This is a genomic window from Dyella amyloliquefaciens, assembly GCF_004296575.1.
Taxonomy (GTDB): domain Bacteria; phylum Pseudomonadota; class Gammaproteobacteria; order Xanthomonadales; family Rhodanobacteraceae; genus Dyella; species Dyella amyloliquefaciens.
This window is the reverse complement of record NZ_SAYT01000008.1, coordinates 57147-75708: the sequence shown is the minus strand read 5'-3', so window position 1 is coordinate 75708 and position 18562 is coordinate 57147. Positions and strand designations below refer to the sequence as shown.

The 18562-nt window shown below is 66.5% G+C and carries 16 protein-coding genes; 4 read left to right on the top strand and 12 right to left on the bottom strand.

Annotated features, from left to right (window positions below):
- Positions 1 to 168: 168 nt before the first annotated feature.
- Both rpoD and dtd read right to left on the bottom strand, forming a co-directional pair.
- Positions 169 to 2028, bottom strand: a complete 1860-nt coding sequence (rpoD, locus tag EPB08_RS19020) for an RNA polymerase sigma factor RpoD (protein WP_130620699.1) — start codon at positions 2026 to 2028, stop codon at positions 169 to 171.
- A 166-nt stretch (positions 2029 to 2194) separates the two neighbouring features.
- Positions 2195 to 2635, bottom strand: a complete 441-nt coding sequence (gene dtd / locus EPB08_RS19015; protein ID WP_130620698.1) for a D-aminoacyl-tRNA deacylase — start codon at positions 2633 to 2635, stop codon at positions 2195 to 2197.
- A gap of 137 nt (positions 2636 to 2772) precedes the next feature.
- Between dtd and EPB08_RS19010 the strand changes: the two genes are divergently transcribed.
- A complete protein-coding gene (locus EPB08_RS19010; protein ID WP_130620697.1) occupies positions 2773 to 3669 on the top strand; it encodes an LpxL/LpxP family acyltransferase in 897 nt (298 codons plus the stop codon).
- An 11-nt stretch (positions 3670 to 3680) separates the two neighbouring features.
- On the opposite strand, the gene EPB08_RS19005 is transcribed toward EPB08_RS19010, so the two are convergent.
- The 6 genes from EPB08_RS19005 to EPB08_RS18980 form a co-directional block, all read right to left on the bottom strand.
- The gene (locus EPB08_RS19005; protein ID WP_130620696.1) at positions 3681 to 3995 is read right to left on the bottom strand and encodes a hypothetical protein; all 315 of its coding nucleotides are present in this window, start codon (positions 3993 to 3995) and stop codon (positions 3681 to 3683) included.
- Positions 3996 to 3999: 4 nt separating this feature from the next.
- Complete coding sequence (locus EPB08_RS19000) at positions 4000 to 5706, bottom strand: ArnT family glycosyltransferase (RefSeq protein WP_130620695.1); 1707 nt, start codon at positions 5704 to 5706, stop codon at positions 4000 to 4002.
- 88 nt (positions 5707 to 5794) lie between these two features.
- Positions 5795 to 6829 carry a CDP-glycerol glycerophosphotransferase family protein gene (locus tag EPB08_RS18995; protein WP_130620694.1) on the bottom strand — a complete coding sequence of 345 codons (1035 nt, stop codon included), beginning with the start codon at positions 6827 to 6829 and terminating at the stop codon, positions 5795 to 5797.
- The gene (locus tag EPB08_RS18990; RefSeq protein ID WP_130620693.1) at positions 6826 to 7641 is read right to left on the bottom strand and encodes a glycosyltransferase family 2 protein; all 816 of its coding nucleotides are present in this window, start codon (positions 7639 to 7641) and stop codon (positions 6826 to 6828) included. The genes EPB08_RS18995 and EPB08_RS18990 overlap by 4 nt, the downstream gene beginning before the upstream one ends.
- A gap of 67 nt (positions 7642 to 7708) precedes the next feature.
- The gene (locus tag EPB08_RS18985) at positions 7709 to 8686 is read right to left on the bottom strand and encodes a glycosyltransferase family protein (RefSeq protein ID WP_130620692.1); all 978 of its coding nucleotides are present in this window, start codon (positions 8684 to 8686) and stop codon (positions 7709 to 7711) included.
- 49 nt (positions 8687 to 8735) lie between these two features.
- Complete coding sequence (locus tag EPB08_RS18980) at positions 8736 to 9989, bottom strand: O-antigen ligase family protein (RefSeq protein WP_130620691.1); 1254 nt, start codon at positions 9987 to 9989, stop codon at positions 8736 to 8738.
- A gap of 217 nt (positions 9990 to 10206) precedes the next feature.
- On the opposite strand from EPB08_RS18980, the gene EPB08_RS18975 reads away from it, so the two are divergent.
- Positions 10207 to 11319 carry a glycosyltransferase family 4 protein gene (locus EPB08_RS18975; protein WP_130620690.1) on the top strand — a complete coding sequence of 371 codons (1113 nt, stop codon included), beginning with the start codon at positions 10207 to 10209 and terminating at the stop codon, positions 11317 to 11319.
- Positions 11320 to 11359: 40 nt separating this feature from the next.
- Here EPB08_RS18975 and EPB08_RS18970 read toward each other — a convergent pair whose 3' ends face one another.
- From EPB08_RS18970 to def, 4 genes are all read right to left on the bottom strand, one after another.
- A complete protein-coding gene (locus tag EPB08_RS18970) occupies positions 11360 to 13090 on the bottom strand; it encodes an ArnT family glycosyltransferase (protein WP_130620689.1) in 1731 nt (576 codons plus the stop codon).
- A 116-nt stretch (positions 13091 to 13206) separates the two neighbouring features.
- Positions 13207 to 14502 (bottom strand): 16S rRNA (cytosine(967)-C(5))-methyltransferase RsmB, encoded by a 1296-nt coding sequence (gene rsmB / locus EPB08_RS18965; RefSeq protein ID WP_130620688.1) that lies wholly within the window; start codon positions 14500 to 14502, stop codon positions 13207 to 13209.
- Between the two features lie 85 nt (positions 14503 to 14587).
- A complete protein-coding gene (gene fmt, locus EPB08_RS18960; protein ID WP_130620687.1) occupies positions 14588 to 15514 on the bottom strand; it encodes a methionyl-tRNA formyltransferase in 927 nt (308 codons plus the stop codon).
- Positions 15511 to 16020, bottom strand: coding sequence for a peptide deformylase (def, locus tag EPB08_RS18955; RefSeq protein ID WP_130620686.1), 510 nt, complete (start codon positions 16018 to 16020; stop codon positions 15511 to 15513). Before def ends, fmt begins: the two co-directional genes overlap by 4 nt.
- Positions 16021 to 16209: 189 nt before the next feature.
- Here def and EPB08_RS18950 point away from each other — a divergent pair, with 189 nt between their 5' ends.
- Positions 16210 to 17337, top strand: coding sequence for a LysM peptidoglycan-binding domain-containing protein (locus tag EPB08_RS18950; RefSeq protein WP_130620685.1), 1128 nt, complete (start codon positions 16210 to 16212; stop codon positions 17335 to 17337).
- 79 nt (positions 17338 to 17416) lie between these two features.
- Positions 17417 to 18535, top strand: coding sequence for a DNA-processing protein DprA (gene dprA, locus EPB08_RS18945; RefSeq protein ID WP_130620684.1), 1119 nt, complete (start codon positions 17417 to 17419; stop codon positions 18533 to 18535).
- Positions 18536 to 18562: the final 27 nt, after the last annotated feature.

The following is an 18562-nucleotide window of genomic DNA, read 5'->3' as shown; positions in this document are numbered from 1 at the left end:
TCGCGGACCGCCCGGACAGGCTGCTGCTCGGTTGTCGCCACAGAAGACTAACCGCAGGTCGATACGCCTATCGCGCACTGGGTGCGCTCCTACAGCAGCAGAAAGTTGTCGCCCCAAACAAAAAGCCCCGCTTTCGCGGGACTTCGTGTACTTGCTTAAGCGCCGTGCTCAGTCGATATCGAGGAACGAGCGCAGCTGCTCCGAGCGGCTCGGGTGACGCAGCTTGCGCAGCGCCTTGGCTTCGATCTGGCGGATGCGCTCGCGCGTCACGTCGAACTGCTTGCCGACCTCTTCCAGCGTGTGGTCGGTGTTCATGTCGATGCCGAAGCGCATGCGCAGCACCTTGGCCTCGCGCGGGGTGAGGCCGGCGAGCACGTCGCGCACGGTTTCCATCAGGCCCGTCTCGGTGGCCGACTCGATCGGCGAGGACGCGTTGGTGTCCTCGATGAAGTCGCCCAGATGCGAATCCTCGTCGTCGCCGATCGGGGTTTCCATCGAGATCGGTTCCTTCGCGATCTTCAGCACCTTGCGGATCTTGTCCTCGGGCATGTCCATTTCCTTGGCCAGCTCCTCCGGCGTCGGCTCGCGGCCGAACTGCTGCAGCATCTGGCGGGAAATGCGGTTCAACTTGTTGATCGTCTCGATCATGTGCACCGGGATACGGATGGTGCGCGCCTGGTCGGCGATCGAGCGGGTAATGGCCTGGCGGATCCACCACGTGGCGTACGTGGAGAACTTGTAGCCGCGGCGGTATTCGAACTTGTCCACCGCCTTCATCAGGCCGATGTTGCCTTCCTGGATGAGGTCGAGGAACTGCAGGCCGCGGTTGGTGTACTTCTTGGCGATCGAGATCACCAGGCGCAGGTTCGCCTCCACCATTTCCTTCTTGGCGCGACGGGCCTTGGCCTCGCCGATCGACATCGTGCGGTTGATTTCCTTGATGTCGGTGAGCGGCAGGAACAGCTTGCGCTCGATGGAACCGAGCTTGTCCTGTTCGGCGTCGATCGCTTCCTTGTGCGGCTTGATGTTCGGCGACCACTTCTGGCGCTTGCGACCCAGCTCTTCGGCCCACGCGAGGTTACCCTCGTTGCTTGGGAACGCCTTCAGGAATTCGGCCTTGGGCATCTTCACGTGCTTGACGAAGATGTCCATCAGCACGCGCTCGTGGTGACGGATGTCGTTCACCACTTCGCGCAGCTTGCGCACGAAGCCGTCGATCAGCGCGGACGGCAACTTGAGCTTGAGGAACTCCTCAGCCATCTGCTCGCGCAGCTTGACGACCTTCTTGTCATTGATGTCGGTGGCCTTGGCGGCCGCCTTCTGGAACTTGCTGGAGTAGTCGCGCAGCAACTCCATGCGGCGCTTGACCTCTTCCGGGTCCGGACCGGTCGGGCCAGCCTCTTCTTCTTCGCCGGCCTCGCCGTCGTCTTCTTCCTCGACCTCGGCGTCGGCGTCGTCCACCTCGGCATCAGCCAGGGCGGCCTGGGCGGCATCGGCGGCTTCTTCCAGGTCGGCGAAGCCGGCCAGGATTTCGCTCAGGCGGCGCTTGCCGTCCAGGTGCTGGTCGTATTCCTCGAGCAGCAGCTCGATGGTCAGCGGGAAGGTGGCGAGTGCGGTCTGCACCTGGCCCAGGCCTTCCTCGATGCGCTTGGCGATGGCGATTTCACCTTCGCGGGTCAGCAGCTCGACCGTACCCATCTCGCGCATGTACATGCGCACCGGGTCGGTGGTGCGGCCCACTTCGGAGTCGACGGCCGACAGCAGCGCCACGGCTTCTTCGGCGGCGGCTTCATCGTCGGTGGAGGCGCCCGGGGCGTTGTCCGACAGCGGGTCGGCGTCCGGTGCGGCGTCGTGGACTTCGATGCCGACGCCCTTGAGCACCGCCATGATGTCTTCGATCTGCTCCGGATCGACGATGTCGTCGGGCAGGTGGTCGTTGATCTCGGCGTAGGTCAGGTAGCCCTGCTCCAGACCCTTGGAGATGAGCGCCTTGATTTCAGACTGTTGCTCAGGAGCTTTGTTATTCATACCTACCGCCGCGTATGCAGGAACCGATCAGTATACCCATGTGATGCTTTTTTGACCAGTTTTCAAGTAAGAAAAGTGGTGGCGGCGATACGCAAAAATCGCGCCAAATCGGCATCTTTCGGGGATTTTTTCGAAAAGGGACGACATGTGCCTTGGGTGGTGACGGTCATGGCGTCTCCAGCCAGAAAGTGACTGGCCCGTCGTTCACCAGCTGCACCTTCATATGGGCGCCGAAGCGGCCGATTTCCACCCTGGGGTGCGCCGCGCGCGCCAGTTCCACCAGTCGTTCGAACCAACGCCGGCCTTCGTCGGGCGTGGCTGCGCTGGTGAAGCTGGGGCGCATGCCCGAACGGGTGTCGGCGGCCAGGGTGAACTGGCTGACCAGGAGCAGCTCACCACCGGTGTCGACCAATGAACGGTTCATGCGGCCCTGCTCGTCGGCGAAGACGCGGTAACCCAGCAGGCGTTCGAGCATGCGTTTCGTGCGCGGCTCGTCGTCACCGGGTTGCACGGCGACGAGCGCCAGCAGGCCGGGACCGATGGCTCCCACGGTTTCGTTGTCGACATCCACACGGGCAGACAGGACGCGCTGAATCAGGGCGATCATGGAAGAGGTAACGGCTGGGATGGGCGGAAGCTTAGGGCCTGGCTACCACTGACGGTAGCCCGTGCCGGAGGAACGAGAACAGGTGTTGCGTGGTTGACCCGTGAACCGATGCGTCGGCCGGTTACACTGCGGCGCTCATGCGATTCGACATCACCATCCTCTATCTCTTCCTGCGCCTGTTAGGAAAGCTGCCGCTGCGTGCGCTGCACCGCTTGGGCGCCGCCATTGGCCGCTTCTCGTTGTGGCGGCGCAGCCGCACCGCACACAACACCTCGGTCAACCTGCGCATCGTCCGACGCGGACTCGACGAAGCGGCGCATGCGGCGCTGCTGCGCACCGTGATGGAGGAAAGCGGCAAGTCGGCCACCGAGATCGCCGGCATCTGGGGCCGCGATGCCGAGCGTGCCCTGGACCTGGTGCGCGAAGTGCGCGGCGAGGCGCTGTTCGACGCGGCACTGGCCGCGGGCAAGGGTGTGATCATCGCCGCGCCGCATCTGGGTTGCTGGGAGCTGCTCAACTACTGGCTGTGCCGCAAGACGCCGATGGCCATCCTCTATCGCCCGCCGCGCATCGCCGCGGTGGAGGGTTTGCTGCGCAAGGTGCGCGGCGCATTGGCGCCCGAGCAGGTGCGCGCCGAGGGGGCCGGTGTGCGTACGCTGTACAAGCGGCTGGCCGCCGGTGGCACCGTAGGCATCCTGCCTGACCAGAAGCCGCGTGCCGGCGAAGGTGAATTCGCACCATTCTTCGGCCGCGACGCGCTCACCATGGTGCTGCTGCCGCGGCTGGCGGCGCGCACCGGCGCCACCGTGCTGTTCGCGTTTGCCGAACGCCTTCCGGATGGCGCGGGTTATCGCATCCATCTGCTGCCCGCACCGGAAGGCCTGGCCGATACCGACCTCGCGGTGGCGTGCCGGGCCTTGAACCAGGGCGTGGAGAACTGCGTCGAGCTAGCGTTCGCACAGTACCAGTGGCACTACAAGCGCTACTCGGCGGACGACCGGACCAGTCCCTACGATCACCCGGAAGTGATCTAGCGCCCTTGGCGTCAGCCCAGGCGCTTCAGGAACACCGTCATTTCCTTTTCGGCCTGCTTGTCGCCGCGCGCCTGCGCCACGGCGATGCCCTGCCGCCAGGCTTCGGCGGCGCCGGGCTTGTCGTCCAGCGCCAGGCAGGCCTTGCCCAGCAGTTTCCACGCGGCCGAATAGCTCGGGTCAAAGCCCACGGCATGCCTCAGCTCGCCGGCGGCGGCCGTGGCATCCCCAGCGGTGAGCAGTGCATTGCCCAGCGAGAAGCGCAGCAGCGCACCGTCACGCGGACCACCGCATTGCGCGCGCAGGTTGGCGATCAGCGCATCATTCATGGGCTTACTGCAGGGCGCGGAAGCGCCACTCGTCGACCTGGTAGACGCGGGTGGGATGCGGCGGCTCGGCGGGTACGCGGCCCGCACGCAGGTCGGCCAGGGACTTGGCCGGCCAGATCACCACCCACGAGGAGCGGAACGGCTGCACCAGCAGCGGATAACGCAGGTCGGTCGGATCGAGCTTTTCGGGGCGCGCCACGACCAGGCCGTCCGGGTGTTCCTGCGCGAACTTCTGCAGGGAGTCGCCCTCGGCCAACCGCTCGATCGAACGGGTGATGCGCCCTTCGAAGTGGAACTGGCCCTCGTAGTTGCCCAGGTAGCCGATCGCCCGACCTTCGGCATCCGCGGCGCCCAGCAGGTGGGCGGACGGACGCAGGTCGAAGTTCTGCCACATGGTCAGGGTGAACAGCGTGTTGAGCGCCAGCGTGCCGACTAGACCGGCGAAGGCCAGGCGACGCACCTCGCCGCGACCGCGCACCAGCAACAGCAGGCCGAGCAGCACGAATACGATGCTGAAGAAGCGGCTGTAGCGCTGGGTGTTGTCGAACCACTCGCCGTGCAGGTCGTTGTGCGAGACCAGCACCGGCAGCACGAACAGGAAGATGCCAAAAAGGATGCCACCCACGCCGAGCGGCCAGGTGCCCAGCCAGTGGCTGTTGGCCAGCGCCGGACGCTGATCGCGCAGTACGGCCACGGCGCCCGCGATCAGCAGGGCCGCACCGGCGAACTCCGGCAGCGGGTAGTACAGCTGCTTGCCGCTGATGAAGGAGAAACAAATCATCACCGGCAGCAGCCAGCACAGCGCGAAGCGGATGCCGCTGTCGAGCGGGCGGCGCAGTGTGATCAGCGCCGCCCAGGCGCGCGGCCAGCCGCTGAAGGGGAACAGCAGCGCCGGGATCATCGGCACATACCACCAGAACGGGCGGGCGTGGTCGAACGCATCCACCACGCGGCCGGCGGTCTGGGTGAAGAACAGGCGCTGGCGGTAGGCCTCGCCGCCGGAGAAACCGGCGGGCAGCGCCCAGGCCAGCAGCATGGCGCCGCCTAGCAGCACGGCAAGCACGCCGCGGCCGTACCAGCGAGCGCGGTTGTCGCGGGCCCAGTCGTTCCACAGCGGGCCCAGCAGCCACGGGAACACGACGTGCAGCAGCATTACCGGGCCCTTGGTCAGCAGGCCGGCGCCGATGCACAGGCCGAACAGCAGCCATCGCGGTTCCGCGCGCTGCGGCTTGGGCGTCAGGCACAGCAACGAGGCCAGCACGCACACGGCCAGCAGCACCTCGTACATGATCTGCAGGCCGAACAGGAACGCATAACCCAGCGCCAGCAGCATCCACGGCGCGCCCTTGGCCACCCATGGGCGGTTCGGGAACAGGCGAGCGGCCAGCACCGAGACCAGCACCAGCTGGGCCCCGCCGAAGATCACTTCCAGCACGCGCGGCCAGATGTCGTTGACGCCGAACACCGCCCAGCCGGCATGGATCAGCCAGAACAGTAGCGGCACTTTCTCGCTGTACGGCTGGCCGTTGATGTGCGGCACCAGCCAGTAGTGGTGGTTCCACATCTCCCACGCCACGGCGAGGGTGCGGGTGGAGTACAGCGGCATCGGACCGTGCGAGAAGATCGCCAGCAACGCGGCCAGGCCCCACAGCGGCAGCCAGGGCCAGAGGGAACGCAGGTGTTCGGAGCGGCTGTAGCTGCTGGATGCCACGGGCAGTCTTCTTGATGGGATTGAGACGATTCTATCCCGAGCGAGCCTTGCTCCATGCTTACTGGTTGCCGACTGGGCAGCGCCCGGCTCAGTAGCCGGCCGGTCCCCAGTAGCCGATGCGTCGGCGGATCTTCAGTTTTCGCCACAAATTCCACGGTTTGCGGCGCCGGTTGCGACCGCCGGCGGCGATGAAGCTGTCGATGGCCTTCAGGATCCGTTCGCTGGACTGGCCGTCCCGGTAGGGATGGATGGCATCGCCATATTCCCGGATGGCCTGCATCAGCTCGGGTGGCCGCGACAGCGCCCGCTCGATCGCTGGCTCGAACTGGGCCGCATCGTCGATGTCGATCAGCTGCGGACCCGGGCGGCGGTTCTTGAAGGTCACCACCGGCTTGCCCGTGAGCAGGAACTCGTTGAGCGCCGAGGAGGTGTCCGAGCACATCATGTCGACCTGCGGGAACAGTTCGAGGATGTTGTCGTTCTCGGCGAAGGTCAGGTACTCGTTCTGCAGTGCCTTGTACTTGGCCGTCGTTTCGGGATTCATCTTCGGATGGAAGGTGACGATCCAGCGCCAGCGGCCATCGCGCGAAAGGCGTTTCACCTCCTCATACAAGGTTTCCGCCGCGCTCCACGAGGGCGAGAAGGTGGAGTGGTAGAGGATCACGGGCGGCTGGCGCACCGGCGGCAGCGGTCCGCTGATTTCCTTCATGAAGGGGTCGAGCTTGGGAAAGCCCGTCTCCGCCACCGAGAAGTGACCCGTGCGGTCGGCGATCTCCTTGAACTTCGCCGTGTCGCGCGGACCGGTGGTGCAGTACAGGTCGAAGAAGCCACGCACATAGATGTGCCGCGGCTTGCCGGCATCGAAGCCGTGGAAGGTTTCCACCTTCACGCCGGGAAAGAAGTGCGGAACGGCGTTGCTGGAGGTGATCACGGCGCGCGGCTTCCACGCGCGCACCTCCTGCACGGTGAGCAGGCGCTCGCCTTCCACCAGGTCTTCCGCACCGGGGCCGTCGAAGAACCAGGCGGCCTCGTCGCCGCGGGCGCGGATCGCCTCCTGCACCGGGCGCAGGATGGCCAGCGCGTAGCGCTCCGAGCCGTAGAGTAGGTAATGCTGCTTGCTCATCGATCGATACCGTGGCGGGTCAGTGCGTCCGCCGCACTCGCGACCGAGGCGGGGTTGCGGCGCATCTCGTAGTAACGCATGCGCTTGTACGCCGCGTACGAGGCGGCCGTCTGGGCAATCACGAAGCCGCGCCAGCCGTCGAGGAAGGCAAGGCGGAAGAAGTAATCCTTGATGAAGGCCAGCAGGTACACGAACGGCGTCTGCCACATGCGCACCGGCTTGTTTTTCTCCAGCCAGTCGCGGCACTTCAGCTCTGCATAGCGCAGCACCTTGATCTGCTTCTGCGGCAGGCTGGGATTGTTCTCGTGGTTGAAGCGCGCGTGCAGCGTCACCGACGGGCCGTCGAACACCAGCGATTCATGCACCCGCACGTCCTTCCAGCGCGCGCGGCCGCGATGGAACAGGCGCGCCATCTTCTCGCCCATCGACGGCAGGTACCAGCGCATCGGCGCGCCCATGTAGATGGTGGCGCGGCGCAATATCACAGCGCTGTTGTCGCTGGCCATCAGCTGGGGCAGGCGCCGTTCCAGTTCGGCAGCCAGCTCGGGCGAGAGGTACTCGTCGGCATCCAGCGCCAGGATCCAGTCGTGGCTGCACTGGGTGGTGGCGAAGTTGCGCTGCGCGCCGAAGCCCAGCCAGTCCTGGTGCACCACGCGCGCGCCGTGCGCCTGCGCGATGGCGATGGTGTCGTCGGTGCTGCCACTGTCGATCACCAGTTTCTCGGCCGCGAACGGCACGCTGTCGAGGCAGCGGGCGATGCTGTTCGCCTCGTTGTAGGTGATGACCACGAGGGTGAGGGGGAAGGTCGTCATGGCGAGATTCTAGAGTCGGCGGGAAGCCCAAAGCCACGAGTCCGTGCTGCAAGCGGCCCCGCCGCGCCTAGAGCAGCTGTTGCAGGGCCATTTCCAGCCGCGCCCCGAAGCCTTGCTGGTTGTCCACGTACCACTCGCGGGCGGCCGTGCCCAGTTGCTCCCATTCGGCGCGTTCCATGCGGATGCAGCGCTCGACGGCCGCTTCCAGCGCCGCCTCGTCGAACAGGTAGCGGGTAGCCAGGTTGAGCAGGCCGTCCGGCGCCGCTGCGACCAGTACGCCGCGCGTGTCGGTCACCAGCTCGTTCATGGGGGCCGCATCGCAGGTCAGTACCACGGCGCCGCAGCTCAGCGCCTCGGCGATGTAGTGGCCCCACCCTTCCGTCTCGGACAGGCACAGGTGGAACACATGGCTGTTCTGCAGCTGGCGGATCTCGGCGATATCGGCCACGTACTCGCGCCGATGCACGATGTTGGGTGCCGACCAGTCCGTGTCCGAACCCACGCCCGGTGCCTGCAGCACATGCAGCACCGGCCACTCGGGGTGCCGCCGCCACGTCGCCAGCAACCGTTCGGTGCCCTTCATGCGACTGGCACCGGCCAGATGCAGGAAGCTGGGCTGGGCTACGCGCGGGGAGTGCAGGCAATCGGTGCTCTGGAAGCCGATGGGGAGCGTGCGTACGCCCAGCCCCTCGAAGATGTCTGTCGCGGCACGGGTCTTCGTCAGCACGGCGTCGTACCGGGCAAGCTGCTTGCGGTCGCGCTGGGAGAACCACTCGGGATTGGGGATGAACGCATTGCAACGCGCCAGGCGCAGATGGTCCGGGCTGGCGTGCTCGAGCGTGATGTTGAGGTCGTAGGGTGCCTCACTCCGCCAGGCGTGGTTCCATCGCAACGCAAGCGACTGCCACCAGCGCCGTTTCCGCGGTGGGGTCGCCGGCGTGAAGCTCACTTCATGGCCCAGCCCGCGCAAGGCGTCGCGAAGGAGTCGTATGTCGTGGCTGAGGCCACGGTTGTTGTCCCACGCAATGAGGTTGATGCGGGCCATGGAGTCGTGATGTGGTGGAGGAAGTGAAGCCGGCGCCCGGCCAGCGCAGTCAGGGCGAGGTCGCGCGTAGCCGGCTGATCTGCACCATCATGCCGAGCGTCAGGAAGAAGAACAGCGAGTGCGGCATCGCGCGATAAAGCACATTGTCCGTCAGCCCGCACAGCGCATACATCATCACGGTCAGCAGGCCGACGGTGGCCGAGGTCGCGATGGCGTCGTCGGAATCAAACACGCGGCGCGCAAAGAACACCAGCGGCATGCCGAACAGCAGCAACAGCAGGATCAGGCCAGGAATGCCGCCGGCCACCGCCGCCTCCAGGTACTCGCTATGCGGATGCTCGTATTTGGCGATGGAGTCGCTGGCCCGCCCCAGCTTTACCTGCGATTGCGTATAAGTACCGAACTGGTCGATGCCCACGCCGGTGACCGGGTGCTCGAGGAAGGCGCGGCGGGCGACCCGCCACATTTCCAGGCGTTCGCGCACGGCACCCTGGGTGTCGGTGCTGCTGTAGGTGCGCACCTCATGGCCGATGGCGTCGAAGCGGGCGACGATCTCGCCCCGCATCAGGAAAACGGCTGCCGCCGCGACCACCACCGCGCCGACCAGTACGATCACGGGTTCGCGCCAGCGTCGGGTACGGTAGATGGCGAACCCGATCACCAGCGCGAACGCGGGAACGCAGGCCAGCAACGGGCCGCGACTTTGCGTCAGCAGCGCACCGAACATGCCGAGCGCAGCGCACAAGGCATGGAAGAGGCGCATGGGCAGCCCGACTTGCGGTCGCAGCAGTTGCACCACGCCATTCAGCGACAGCACCAGCATGAACATCGCCAGCTCGATCACGCCCCAGTCGCTGGCGTCGATGCCCGACGCACGCTCGGCACCCTGAAAATAGTGTTGATAGATGCAAACCAGGCCGAGTACCGCCGCGGTCAGGCTGAGCCCGCGCCAGAACCACGGAAGTCGCAGCGGCTGGGTGAATACGGCGGCGATGGCGAGGAACATCAGGATGTGCGAGGGCAGGTCGAACTCGTTCCAGCGCAGCCCGTGCCCCAGGATGTTGGCCGCCGAATACAGCACGATGACCCAGCAGAGCCAGGTGAAAGGCCGTGCGCCGGCATAGATGGCTCGCGCCTGTCGGTTGGCGATCAGCAGGTACAGCCCATAGAAGAACAGCGTGCCGAACAGGGCCGCCTTGGCCCGGCCCGGGGTGGCGAATGAGAGGGGAAGCAAGGCGAGCAACAACGTGGATACCAGCGGGGCAATACGTGCGGCCACGGTGGCATGGGGAACTACTCTCATCCGATCCTCGATTTTTCCCGGCCAGCGAAGCCAGGCCAACGCACCTACAGCCGCGAAGGCCACTGCCCCACTCGTACCTGGAGGGAACAGGAATCCGCCTGTGCAATCTATGACATTCTATGAGGAAATCCGGGCCCTTCCCCTAGTACAAGAGAGATAGGGTTCATATCCCGGCAGGTTCCTGCATCGGGTCGTCGTCGCTCCTTGAGGCTTGGGCGTGAAGCTTTTGTTCACCAACTTCCACTCGGGTGATGGTGGAGGTCACACCACCTACATCCGTACCCTGGCTGCCGCACTGGCTGCGCGCCACGAGATTCACGTGGCGGCTCCGCCCGGCAGCCGCCTCCATCGGGAAGCACGCGCCCTGCCCGGCGTGTTCGTGTTGGACCAGCCCTTTCCCAATGGACTGGGTCGATGGCGGGCTCGTGGGCGCGCGCGCCAGCAACTGGCGCGCTACCTGCGTGAGCACGCTTTCGACATCATTCATGTGAATGGCTCGGCCGATCATCGCCTGGTGCTCTCGGCGATGCCGGCGAAACGGCCGGCCCTGGTCTGGACCAAGCACAACTCCAAGCCCGTGCGCGGCATCGGCCACTGGCTTCGCGCGCGCCGCACCGATCAGGTGATCGCCGTCTGCGACTACACGCGACGCGAACTGGCGGCCACCGCCTACCGGCGTTGCCGCCTGTCCACCGTCCACAACGGCATCGACATCGATCACTGGTCGCCGTGGCCTGCGGAAGCGGCGGCGACGGAACGATCCCGCTGGTGCGCCGACGACGGCATGCTGTTGCTCGGCAGCAATGCCGGTACGGCGGCCTACAAAGGCTGGATGGATCTGCTGGAGGCTGTCGCCTCGCTTTCGCCGGACCAGCGCCAACGCCTGCGCATCCTGATCGCCGGCGTGCCGCCCAAGGCCGCCGAGCTGGAACGTGTCGCGGCGCTGGGTTTGCAGGACAACGTGGTATTTCCCGGCGTGCTTGCCGATCCGCGCCCGTTGGTCGCGGCGCTCGATGCGGGTTTCGTGCTGTCGTACGACGTCGAGACGATCTCGTTCGCCTGCCGCGAAATGATGGCGATGGGCAAGCCCGTGCTGCTCAGCGATTACGCCGGCCTGCCCGAGAACGTGGAGCCGGGCAAGGATGGCTGGCTGGTGCCGGTGCGCGACCGGTCCGCGATCGCCGCTGCCGTCGCGAAACTCCTGGAAGAACGCGAGCCGCTGCCGGCCATGGGTCTGGCAGCGCGCGAGCATGCCGAGCGGGACTTCGGGCTTCCCTTGTTCGTCCAGCGCACCGAAGCGGTGTACCAGGCGCTGCTGGCGGCGGGATAAGGTGAGGCGGCCGCCATGCTGGCGGTCGCCCATGCATGCGTCAGTCGTCGATGGCCGCCGCCGGCAGGCGATCGACACTTTCGTCAGGCTGGCATCCCGGCACCACGGCGTCGGCCTTGAACATCCACCACTCGCGGCGGTTGGCGTGACCCAGGCTGATTGCCTTGCTGCGGTCCACGCACTGGCCCATCACCGGGTCCAGCACGAACAGCCAGCGATGCGCGGGGTCCTGCGCCTGCCACTTCACGGCCGCTGCGTATTGATCGTGCCAGGGCTGGGTAAAGCCGAAATCGACGGCTGGACGATTGAGCATCAGGAGGTTCTGCTCCTTCCACGCCACCATGCCGAGCTGGTCGCCGGCCGGCAAGCGCTCGCGCACTTCCTGCATGACGCCGGCGGCGGAGCTCGAATCGTTGAGGATCGGGTAGGCCCAGAAACCCAGCACCAGCCACATCGCCGCCATGCCGCATGCCACGGCCGTCACGGCCCGGCGCTCGCGCAGCACCGCAACCAGCAACAACAGGACGGCGCCGAGGGTCGCGGCCATCCACAGCAGCGCCCGCCCGCCATCTTCGAAGCCACGCGCGGTGGCGAACTCGCTGGCGAACTTGGGATGCGCCACCAGTGCCGCTGCGCCCACGCCGAGCATCGCCGCGCCCATCACGCCGATGAAGGCCAGCCCCGCGATGCGCAGCCAGCGCTTCTGCAGCAGTTCGCCCAGATAAGGCGCAGTCACCAGCGCCAGCATCGGCAGCGCCGGCATGATGTAGACATCGCGCTTGCCCTTGGGAATGGAGAAGAACACCAGCAGCAGCACGATCCAGCCCAGCGGCAGCAGGATGCGCGCATCCTTCGCCTTCAACGCGCGCCACCAGCGCGGCAGCGTGCCCGGATAGGTCAGCGACAGCGGCAGCCAGGTGAACAGCACGATGGGCAGGTAGTACAGCACCGGGTGGTGGTGGTCCCACGACTTGCCGTAGCGCCCCGCGGTCTGGTGGAACAGGATGTCGTTGACGTAGGCAGCGTACGCCGGATCGTTCGCGTGGGCCTTCGCGCCCAGCAGCATCGGCACCAGCCACAACGCCATGGCAATCAGCAAAGCGACCAATCCCATCGCCCAGCGCCACCATGCGCCGGGGCCCATGCGCGCGACGCCGTTCCAATGGCCGAAGCTGGCGACGAGGTACGGCACCAGCATCAACAGCGCGAGCACGCCCACGCCCTTGGTGATCACGCCCAATCCCGCGCAGAAACAGCCGAACCAGAACGCCCGCCAGTTAGGTCCCTTGAGCAGATGCACCAGCAGGCCCCAGTTCGCCGCGGTGATGTAGAACATCACCAACGGATCGATCTGCGCGCGCTTGGTCTGGTAGACGAACTGGAAGGTGATCAGCAGCGCCGAGGCGGCGTACAGGCCCACCTGGCGGTTCCACAGGCGCCGACCGAGGTCGTACACGCACAGCAGGCAACCGAGTGCAGCCAGCAACGACGGCAGCAGGAACGCGATGCGCCAGTTGCCGATCACCGTGTAGCTGGCAGCCTCCAGCCAGAACAGCATCGGCGGTTTGTCCGAGTAAAGCTCACTGCCGCGATGCGGGAACAACCAGTCGCCGCTTTCCACCATCTGCTTGGCGGCCAGCGCGAAGCGCGGCTCGTCGGAGGGCCAGGGATCGCGCAGGCCCATGCCGGCGCCGATCACCACCAGGGCGATCAACAAAAGCAGCCAGAACTGGCGGCGTTCCTGCGAGGTGGCTTGGGAGGTGGCGTGCATGCGTGGGTTCCGGGGAGACGGCGTGGCCGCGTCGCAAACGTTCTATAGCGTAACGGGCCATCGCCCACGCCGTGCGGCGCCGTGGCGGGCGCGCTCGTGGCGCGCGAAGGGTGGCCTCAGGGCTTCTCGAGGACGGCATAGTACATGCCGTCCAGATCGCCATCGCCGGGCAGCACCTGCCAGCCCACGGCGGCCGGCTGTCCCGCAGGCAGCGAGAAACTCACGGCCCGGGCGTCCTGGCGCCCTTCCAGCCAACGGCTCACCACGGCTTCGTTCTCGGTGCGCAACAGCGAGCAGGTGATGTAGACGAGCTTGCCGCCCGGGGCCAGCAAGGGCCACAACGCGTCCAGGATGCGCTGCTGCTGTGCGACCAGCGGCGCAATATCGCTGTCGCGACGGTGCAGGCGCACGTCGGGGCGGCGGCGCAATACACCGGTGGCGGAGCAGGGCGCATCGATGAAGATGCGATCGAAAGCCTTGCCGTCCCACCAGGCCGACGGCTCGCCGGCGTCGCCGATGACGACGTCGGCCTTGAGGCCGAGGCGTTCGAGGTTCTGGGTGATGCGCTGCGCGCGCTTCGGATCGAACTCCAGCGCGGTGAGCGCGATGTCCTCGCGCTCCAGCAGGTGACAGGCCTTGCCGCCCGGGGCGGCGCAGGCGTCGAGCACGCGCTGTGCACGGTGAAGATCGGCCAGGTCGCCCGCGATCTGCGCGGCACCGTCCTGCACGGCGAATTCCCCGGCGGCGAAGCCGGGCATGCGGGTGACGTCGGTGCTGTGTGGGAGCACGATGCCGTCCGCCAGCCAAGGGTGTGCATCCGCCGTATAGCCATCCAAACGCAGGCGCTCGATGAGCGACTCGCGGTCGGTGCGCCGGCGATTCACGCGCAGCATCAGTGGCGGCTCGCGATTGTCGGCGGCCATGACCGCGTCGGCCTGTTCCGGCCAGTCGCGCGTGATCGCCTTGGCCAGCCACGCCGGGTGCGCATGGCGCGTCTGCGGCTTCGCATCGAGCGCGGCCAGCAGTTCGACGCGTTCGCGCTGCCAGCGTCGCAATACGGCGTTGACCAGCCCCGCGTGCCGTGGGCGTTGCAGTGCCTTGGCAGCCTGCACGGTGGCGGCTACCGCGGCATAGTCGGGCAGTTGCAGGATTTCCAGTTGCACCAGGCCCAACACGAGCAGCGCATGGATGGCCGGTTCCTTCTGGCGCAGCGGTTTGTCGAGCAGGCGGTCGAGCGCCGGGTCGAAGCGCAGCCACCAGCGTGATCCATCGCTCAGCAGTGCCATCAGCAGCGCGCGGTCGCGCGCATCCGCCAGGCGCGGCGCGTAACGTTCCATGGCGTCGCGCAGCGAAGCACCGCGCAGGGCGACGTCGGCAAGGGCCTGTGCGGCAAGGGCGCGGGTATCGGTCATGGCAGGAAACTTAGCGGAGGGGAATGAAAAGCGGAGTCAACGACCAGGCCCTCAATCGCTTCCGGTCCGCCGGGAACGGAAAGCTTCAGCTGCTGCGGGTCTTCATCCCATTGAGGTAGTCAGCCGCGGTGATGCGCTTGCCGCCGGCGCGCTGCAGCGCGGTGATGCGCAGGGCACCCTCGGCGCAGGCGACGTCGATGCCATCGCGGCTCATGCCGATCACGGTGCCGGGCGTGGCATCGGGGCGACCATCGACGGCGCGGGCTGCCCATACGCGCAGCAGCTCGCCGCTGATCTCGCCCTCGGCCACCGGCCACGGATCGAACGCACGCACCTGGCGCTCCAGTTCGATCGCGGGACGCTGGAAATCCAGCCGAGCCTCGGCCTTGTCCAGCTTGTGTGCGTAAGTGACGCCCTCTTCCGGCTGCACGCGCGCCGCCAGCGTTTCGCCGGCCATGACCCGAGCCAGGCCTTCGGCGAGCACGTCCGCGCCCAGTGCGGCGAGGCGGTCGTGCAGCGAGCCGCCGGTGTCGTCGCGGCTGATGGGCGTGCGCCGTTCCAGCAGTACCGGACCGGTATCGAGGCCCGCCTCCATCTGCATCAGGTCGACGCCGCTCTCGGCATCGCCGGCGAGGATCGCGCGCTGGATCGGCGCGGCGCCGCGCCAGCGCGGCAGCAGGCTGGCATGCACGTTCCAGCAGCCCAGGCGCGGGATCGCCAGCACCTTGCGCGGCAGGATCAGGCCATACGCCACGACCACCATCAGGTCGGGGGCATAGGACGCGAGCGTGGCCTGCGCCTCGGCGGACTTCAGGGATTCGGGCTGTTCGACCGGGATGCCGGCCGCTTCGGCCGCCTGCTTCACCGGGCTGGGCGTCAGCTTGCGGCCGCGACCGGCCGGGCGGTCCGGCTGGGTGTAAACGGCCACCACCTCGGCGCCGCTGGCGCGGCAGGCTTCAAGGCAGGGGACGGAAAAGTCGGGGGTGCCCGCGAAAACGACGCGGAGCTTCAAGCGCTGGCCGCCTGCTTGCGCTGCTTCTCCAGGCGCTTGAGCAGCATGGAGCGCTTGAGCGGCGAGAGGTAATCCACGAAGACCTTGCCGGCGAGGTGGTCCATCTCGTGCTGGATGCATACGGCCAGCGGCCCTTCGAACTCGCGCTCGATGGTGTTGCCGTCCACGTCCTGAGCCTTCACCTTCACCTTGAGCGCGCGGGTGACGTCGGCATAGATACCGGGGAACGACAGGCAGCCTTCCTGGTAGACCTGCGCACCGTCCTTTTCGACGATCTGCGCATTGATCAGCGCCAGCGGCTGGTTGCTTTCCTCGCTCATGTCGGCCACCAGTACCTGCTGGTGCACGTTGACCTGGGTGGCGGCCAAGCCCACGCCGTTGGCGTCGTACATGGTTTCGAACATGTCAGCCACGAACTGCTTGAGCTCCGCGTCGAAAACGCGCACGGGCTCGGCCTTGGTACGCAGGCGGGGATCGGGGAATTCGAGAATGGTCAGGACGGACATGGCTTTACCTCAGGCGCTCAAACTGCGGGCGAATCGGTGAAAACCAAGCCCGGGCGCGATCTAGAATGGGCCTTATTGTACGCCGCCAAGCCCCCGGAAGGCATGCCATTTTGCCAACTGGGCACGGTTGCGTGAACAAGCGGTTCGGTTACACTCGCCCGAGCGTCGGGGGATGGGGGATTCCCGTTTATGATCAGAAAGTCCATTGGGCTGCTGGCCGGCATGCTGGTCACAGTGGCTGTTTATGCTGCAGGTGCGCAACTGCGCGCCGATCACCCCGATACCTATACGGTGCGCAAGGGCGACACGCTCTGGGCGATCTCTGCACGATTCCTGTCCAAGCCGTGGCTGTGGCCCGAGATCTGGCAGGCCAATCCGCAGGTGCAGAATCCGCACCTGATTTATCCGGGGGATGTGCTCAACCTGTCCTTCATCAACGGTCCGCGCGTGGGCTTGCAGCCCCGCGTACGCACCGAAGGTGACGCGATTCCTGCGATTCCGCTTTCCGAGCTGCACATGTTTCTCAAGGAAATGCGCGTGCTGGACTCCAACGAGGTATCGGCGCTGCCGTACGTCGTGGGTTTCGAAGAGGCGGATTTGCGTGGCACGGTGGGCAGGAATGTCTATGTGCGACATCTTGATGCCCAGCCCGGCCAGCGTTTCGTCATCGTGCGTCCGACCCAGGTCTTCCGCAATTTCGACGGCGACAAGGGCCGCGATAACGGCGCCGACCTTGTGGCCCATCCGCTGGACAGCGATGTGTCCATGATCCGTACGCCGTGGAAGGAAGATTTTCGCAATGACGGCCACTACGGCCGCGGCAAGGAAATCGGCACTGAAGTCAGCGTCATCGGCACCGCCGAAGTGCTGCGCACGGGTGATCCGTCTACCCTGCTCCTGCTGGATTCCACTATGGAGATCCGCAAGGGCGACCGCATCCTGCCGGTCGATGACAAGCCGTACGACCCGTATTACTACCCGCATGCGCCGAAGTCGCTGCCGGGCAATGCACGCGTCATCGCCTTCACCGATGCCTACGACGCGGTGGGTCCGCGCCAGGTGGTGGCACTGAACATCGGTGCGCAGGACGGCGTGGAGAACGGCCAGACCTACTCGATCTACCAGCCGGGCGAAACGATTGCCGACGACGTGGCCAGCAACAGCTGGGATCGCGGCACCGGCCAGAGCGTGACGCTGCCGCAGGAGTTCGTGGGCCACGTGATGGTGTTCCGCACCTTCGATCGCGTGAGCTACGGCCTGATCATGGACGGCCTGCGCCCCGTGCACAGGCAGGACAAGCTCGAACTGCCGGAATAAGCCTCGCGGCATCGGATGACAGAACGGCGCGGTGACCACCGCGCCGTTTCTTTTTGGGGCCGCCCTAGGCTGGGCGGCCATGATCGATACCGACCTATGCCGCGCCTGGCTGATCCTGTTGCGTACGCCAGGCCTGGGGCCAGCCGGCTTGCGCGAACAGCTCGTCGCCCATGACGGTGACATCCAGTGCGTGCTGGATGGCCTCCGGCGGCACGCGGCGACGCTGCCCGAGGCCGCTCGTGGCTGGCTGAGGCAACCGGACGCAGCACGCGTGGCCGCGGACCTGGCGTGGCTGGCCCGGCCGGGTCATCGCCTGCTGTGCTGCACCGATGAAGACTTCCCGCCGCTGCTGGAGACCATTCCGCAGCCGCCTGCTGCCCTCTTCGTGGCGGGCGAGCCGCAGTGGCTGCTGTATCCGCAGGTGGCCATCGTCGGCGCACGCGCTGCCAGCCTGAGCGGGCGGGCGCATGCGCGTGCCTTCGCCCAGGCGCTGGGACGGGCAGGGCTGGTCATCACCAGCGGCATGGCGGACGGGATCGACGGCGCGGCGCACCTGGCGGCGCTGGACGCCGGCGTGCCCACGGTGGCGGTGATCGGCACCGGGCCGGATCGCGTCTATCCACGCAAGCATCACGAGCTGGCTCGCCGTATCGCGGCCCAAGGGGCAGTGGTAAGCGAGTTTCCGCCGGGAACCCAGGCTCGGGCCGACCACTTCCCACGCCGCAATCGTCTGCTGGCGGGCCTCTCCCTGGGCACGCTGGTGGTGGAGGCGGGGCTGCATTCGGGCTCGCTGATCACCGCCCGCTTGGCAGTCGAGCAGAGCCGGGAGGTATTCGCCTTGCCCGGTTCCATTCATAATCCGCTCGCCCGCGGCTGCCACCAATTGATCCGCGATGGCGCACGACTGGTTGAGACGGCCAGTGAGATCGTGGAAGTGCTTGTCCCGGCGGCGATTGCGCTGGGGCGGGAACTGGCCAGCCGGCTCGAAGATACGGCAGCCCTCTCGCCGCCCGCACCGATGGATGCGGCCAGCGAGGCGTTGCTGGATGCGCTGGGGCATGCGCCCACGGCCATCGACGAGTTGGCCGACCGCACGGGTCAAGCTGTCGCCGGCCTGACGTCCGCCCTGTTGTTGCTGGAACTGGAAGGCAAGGTCGAAGCCCTGCCCGGCAATCGCTTTCAGCGCCTGCCGGATTGAGGCAAAGCCGTAGCGCGACTCGTTTTC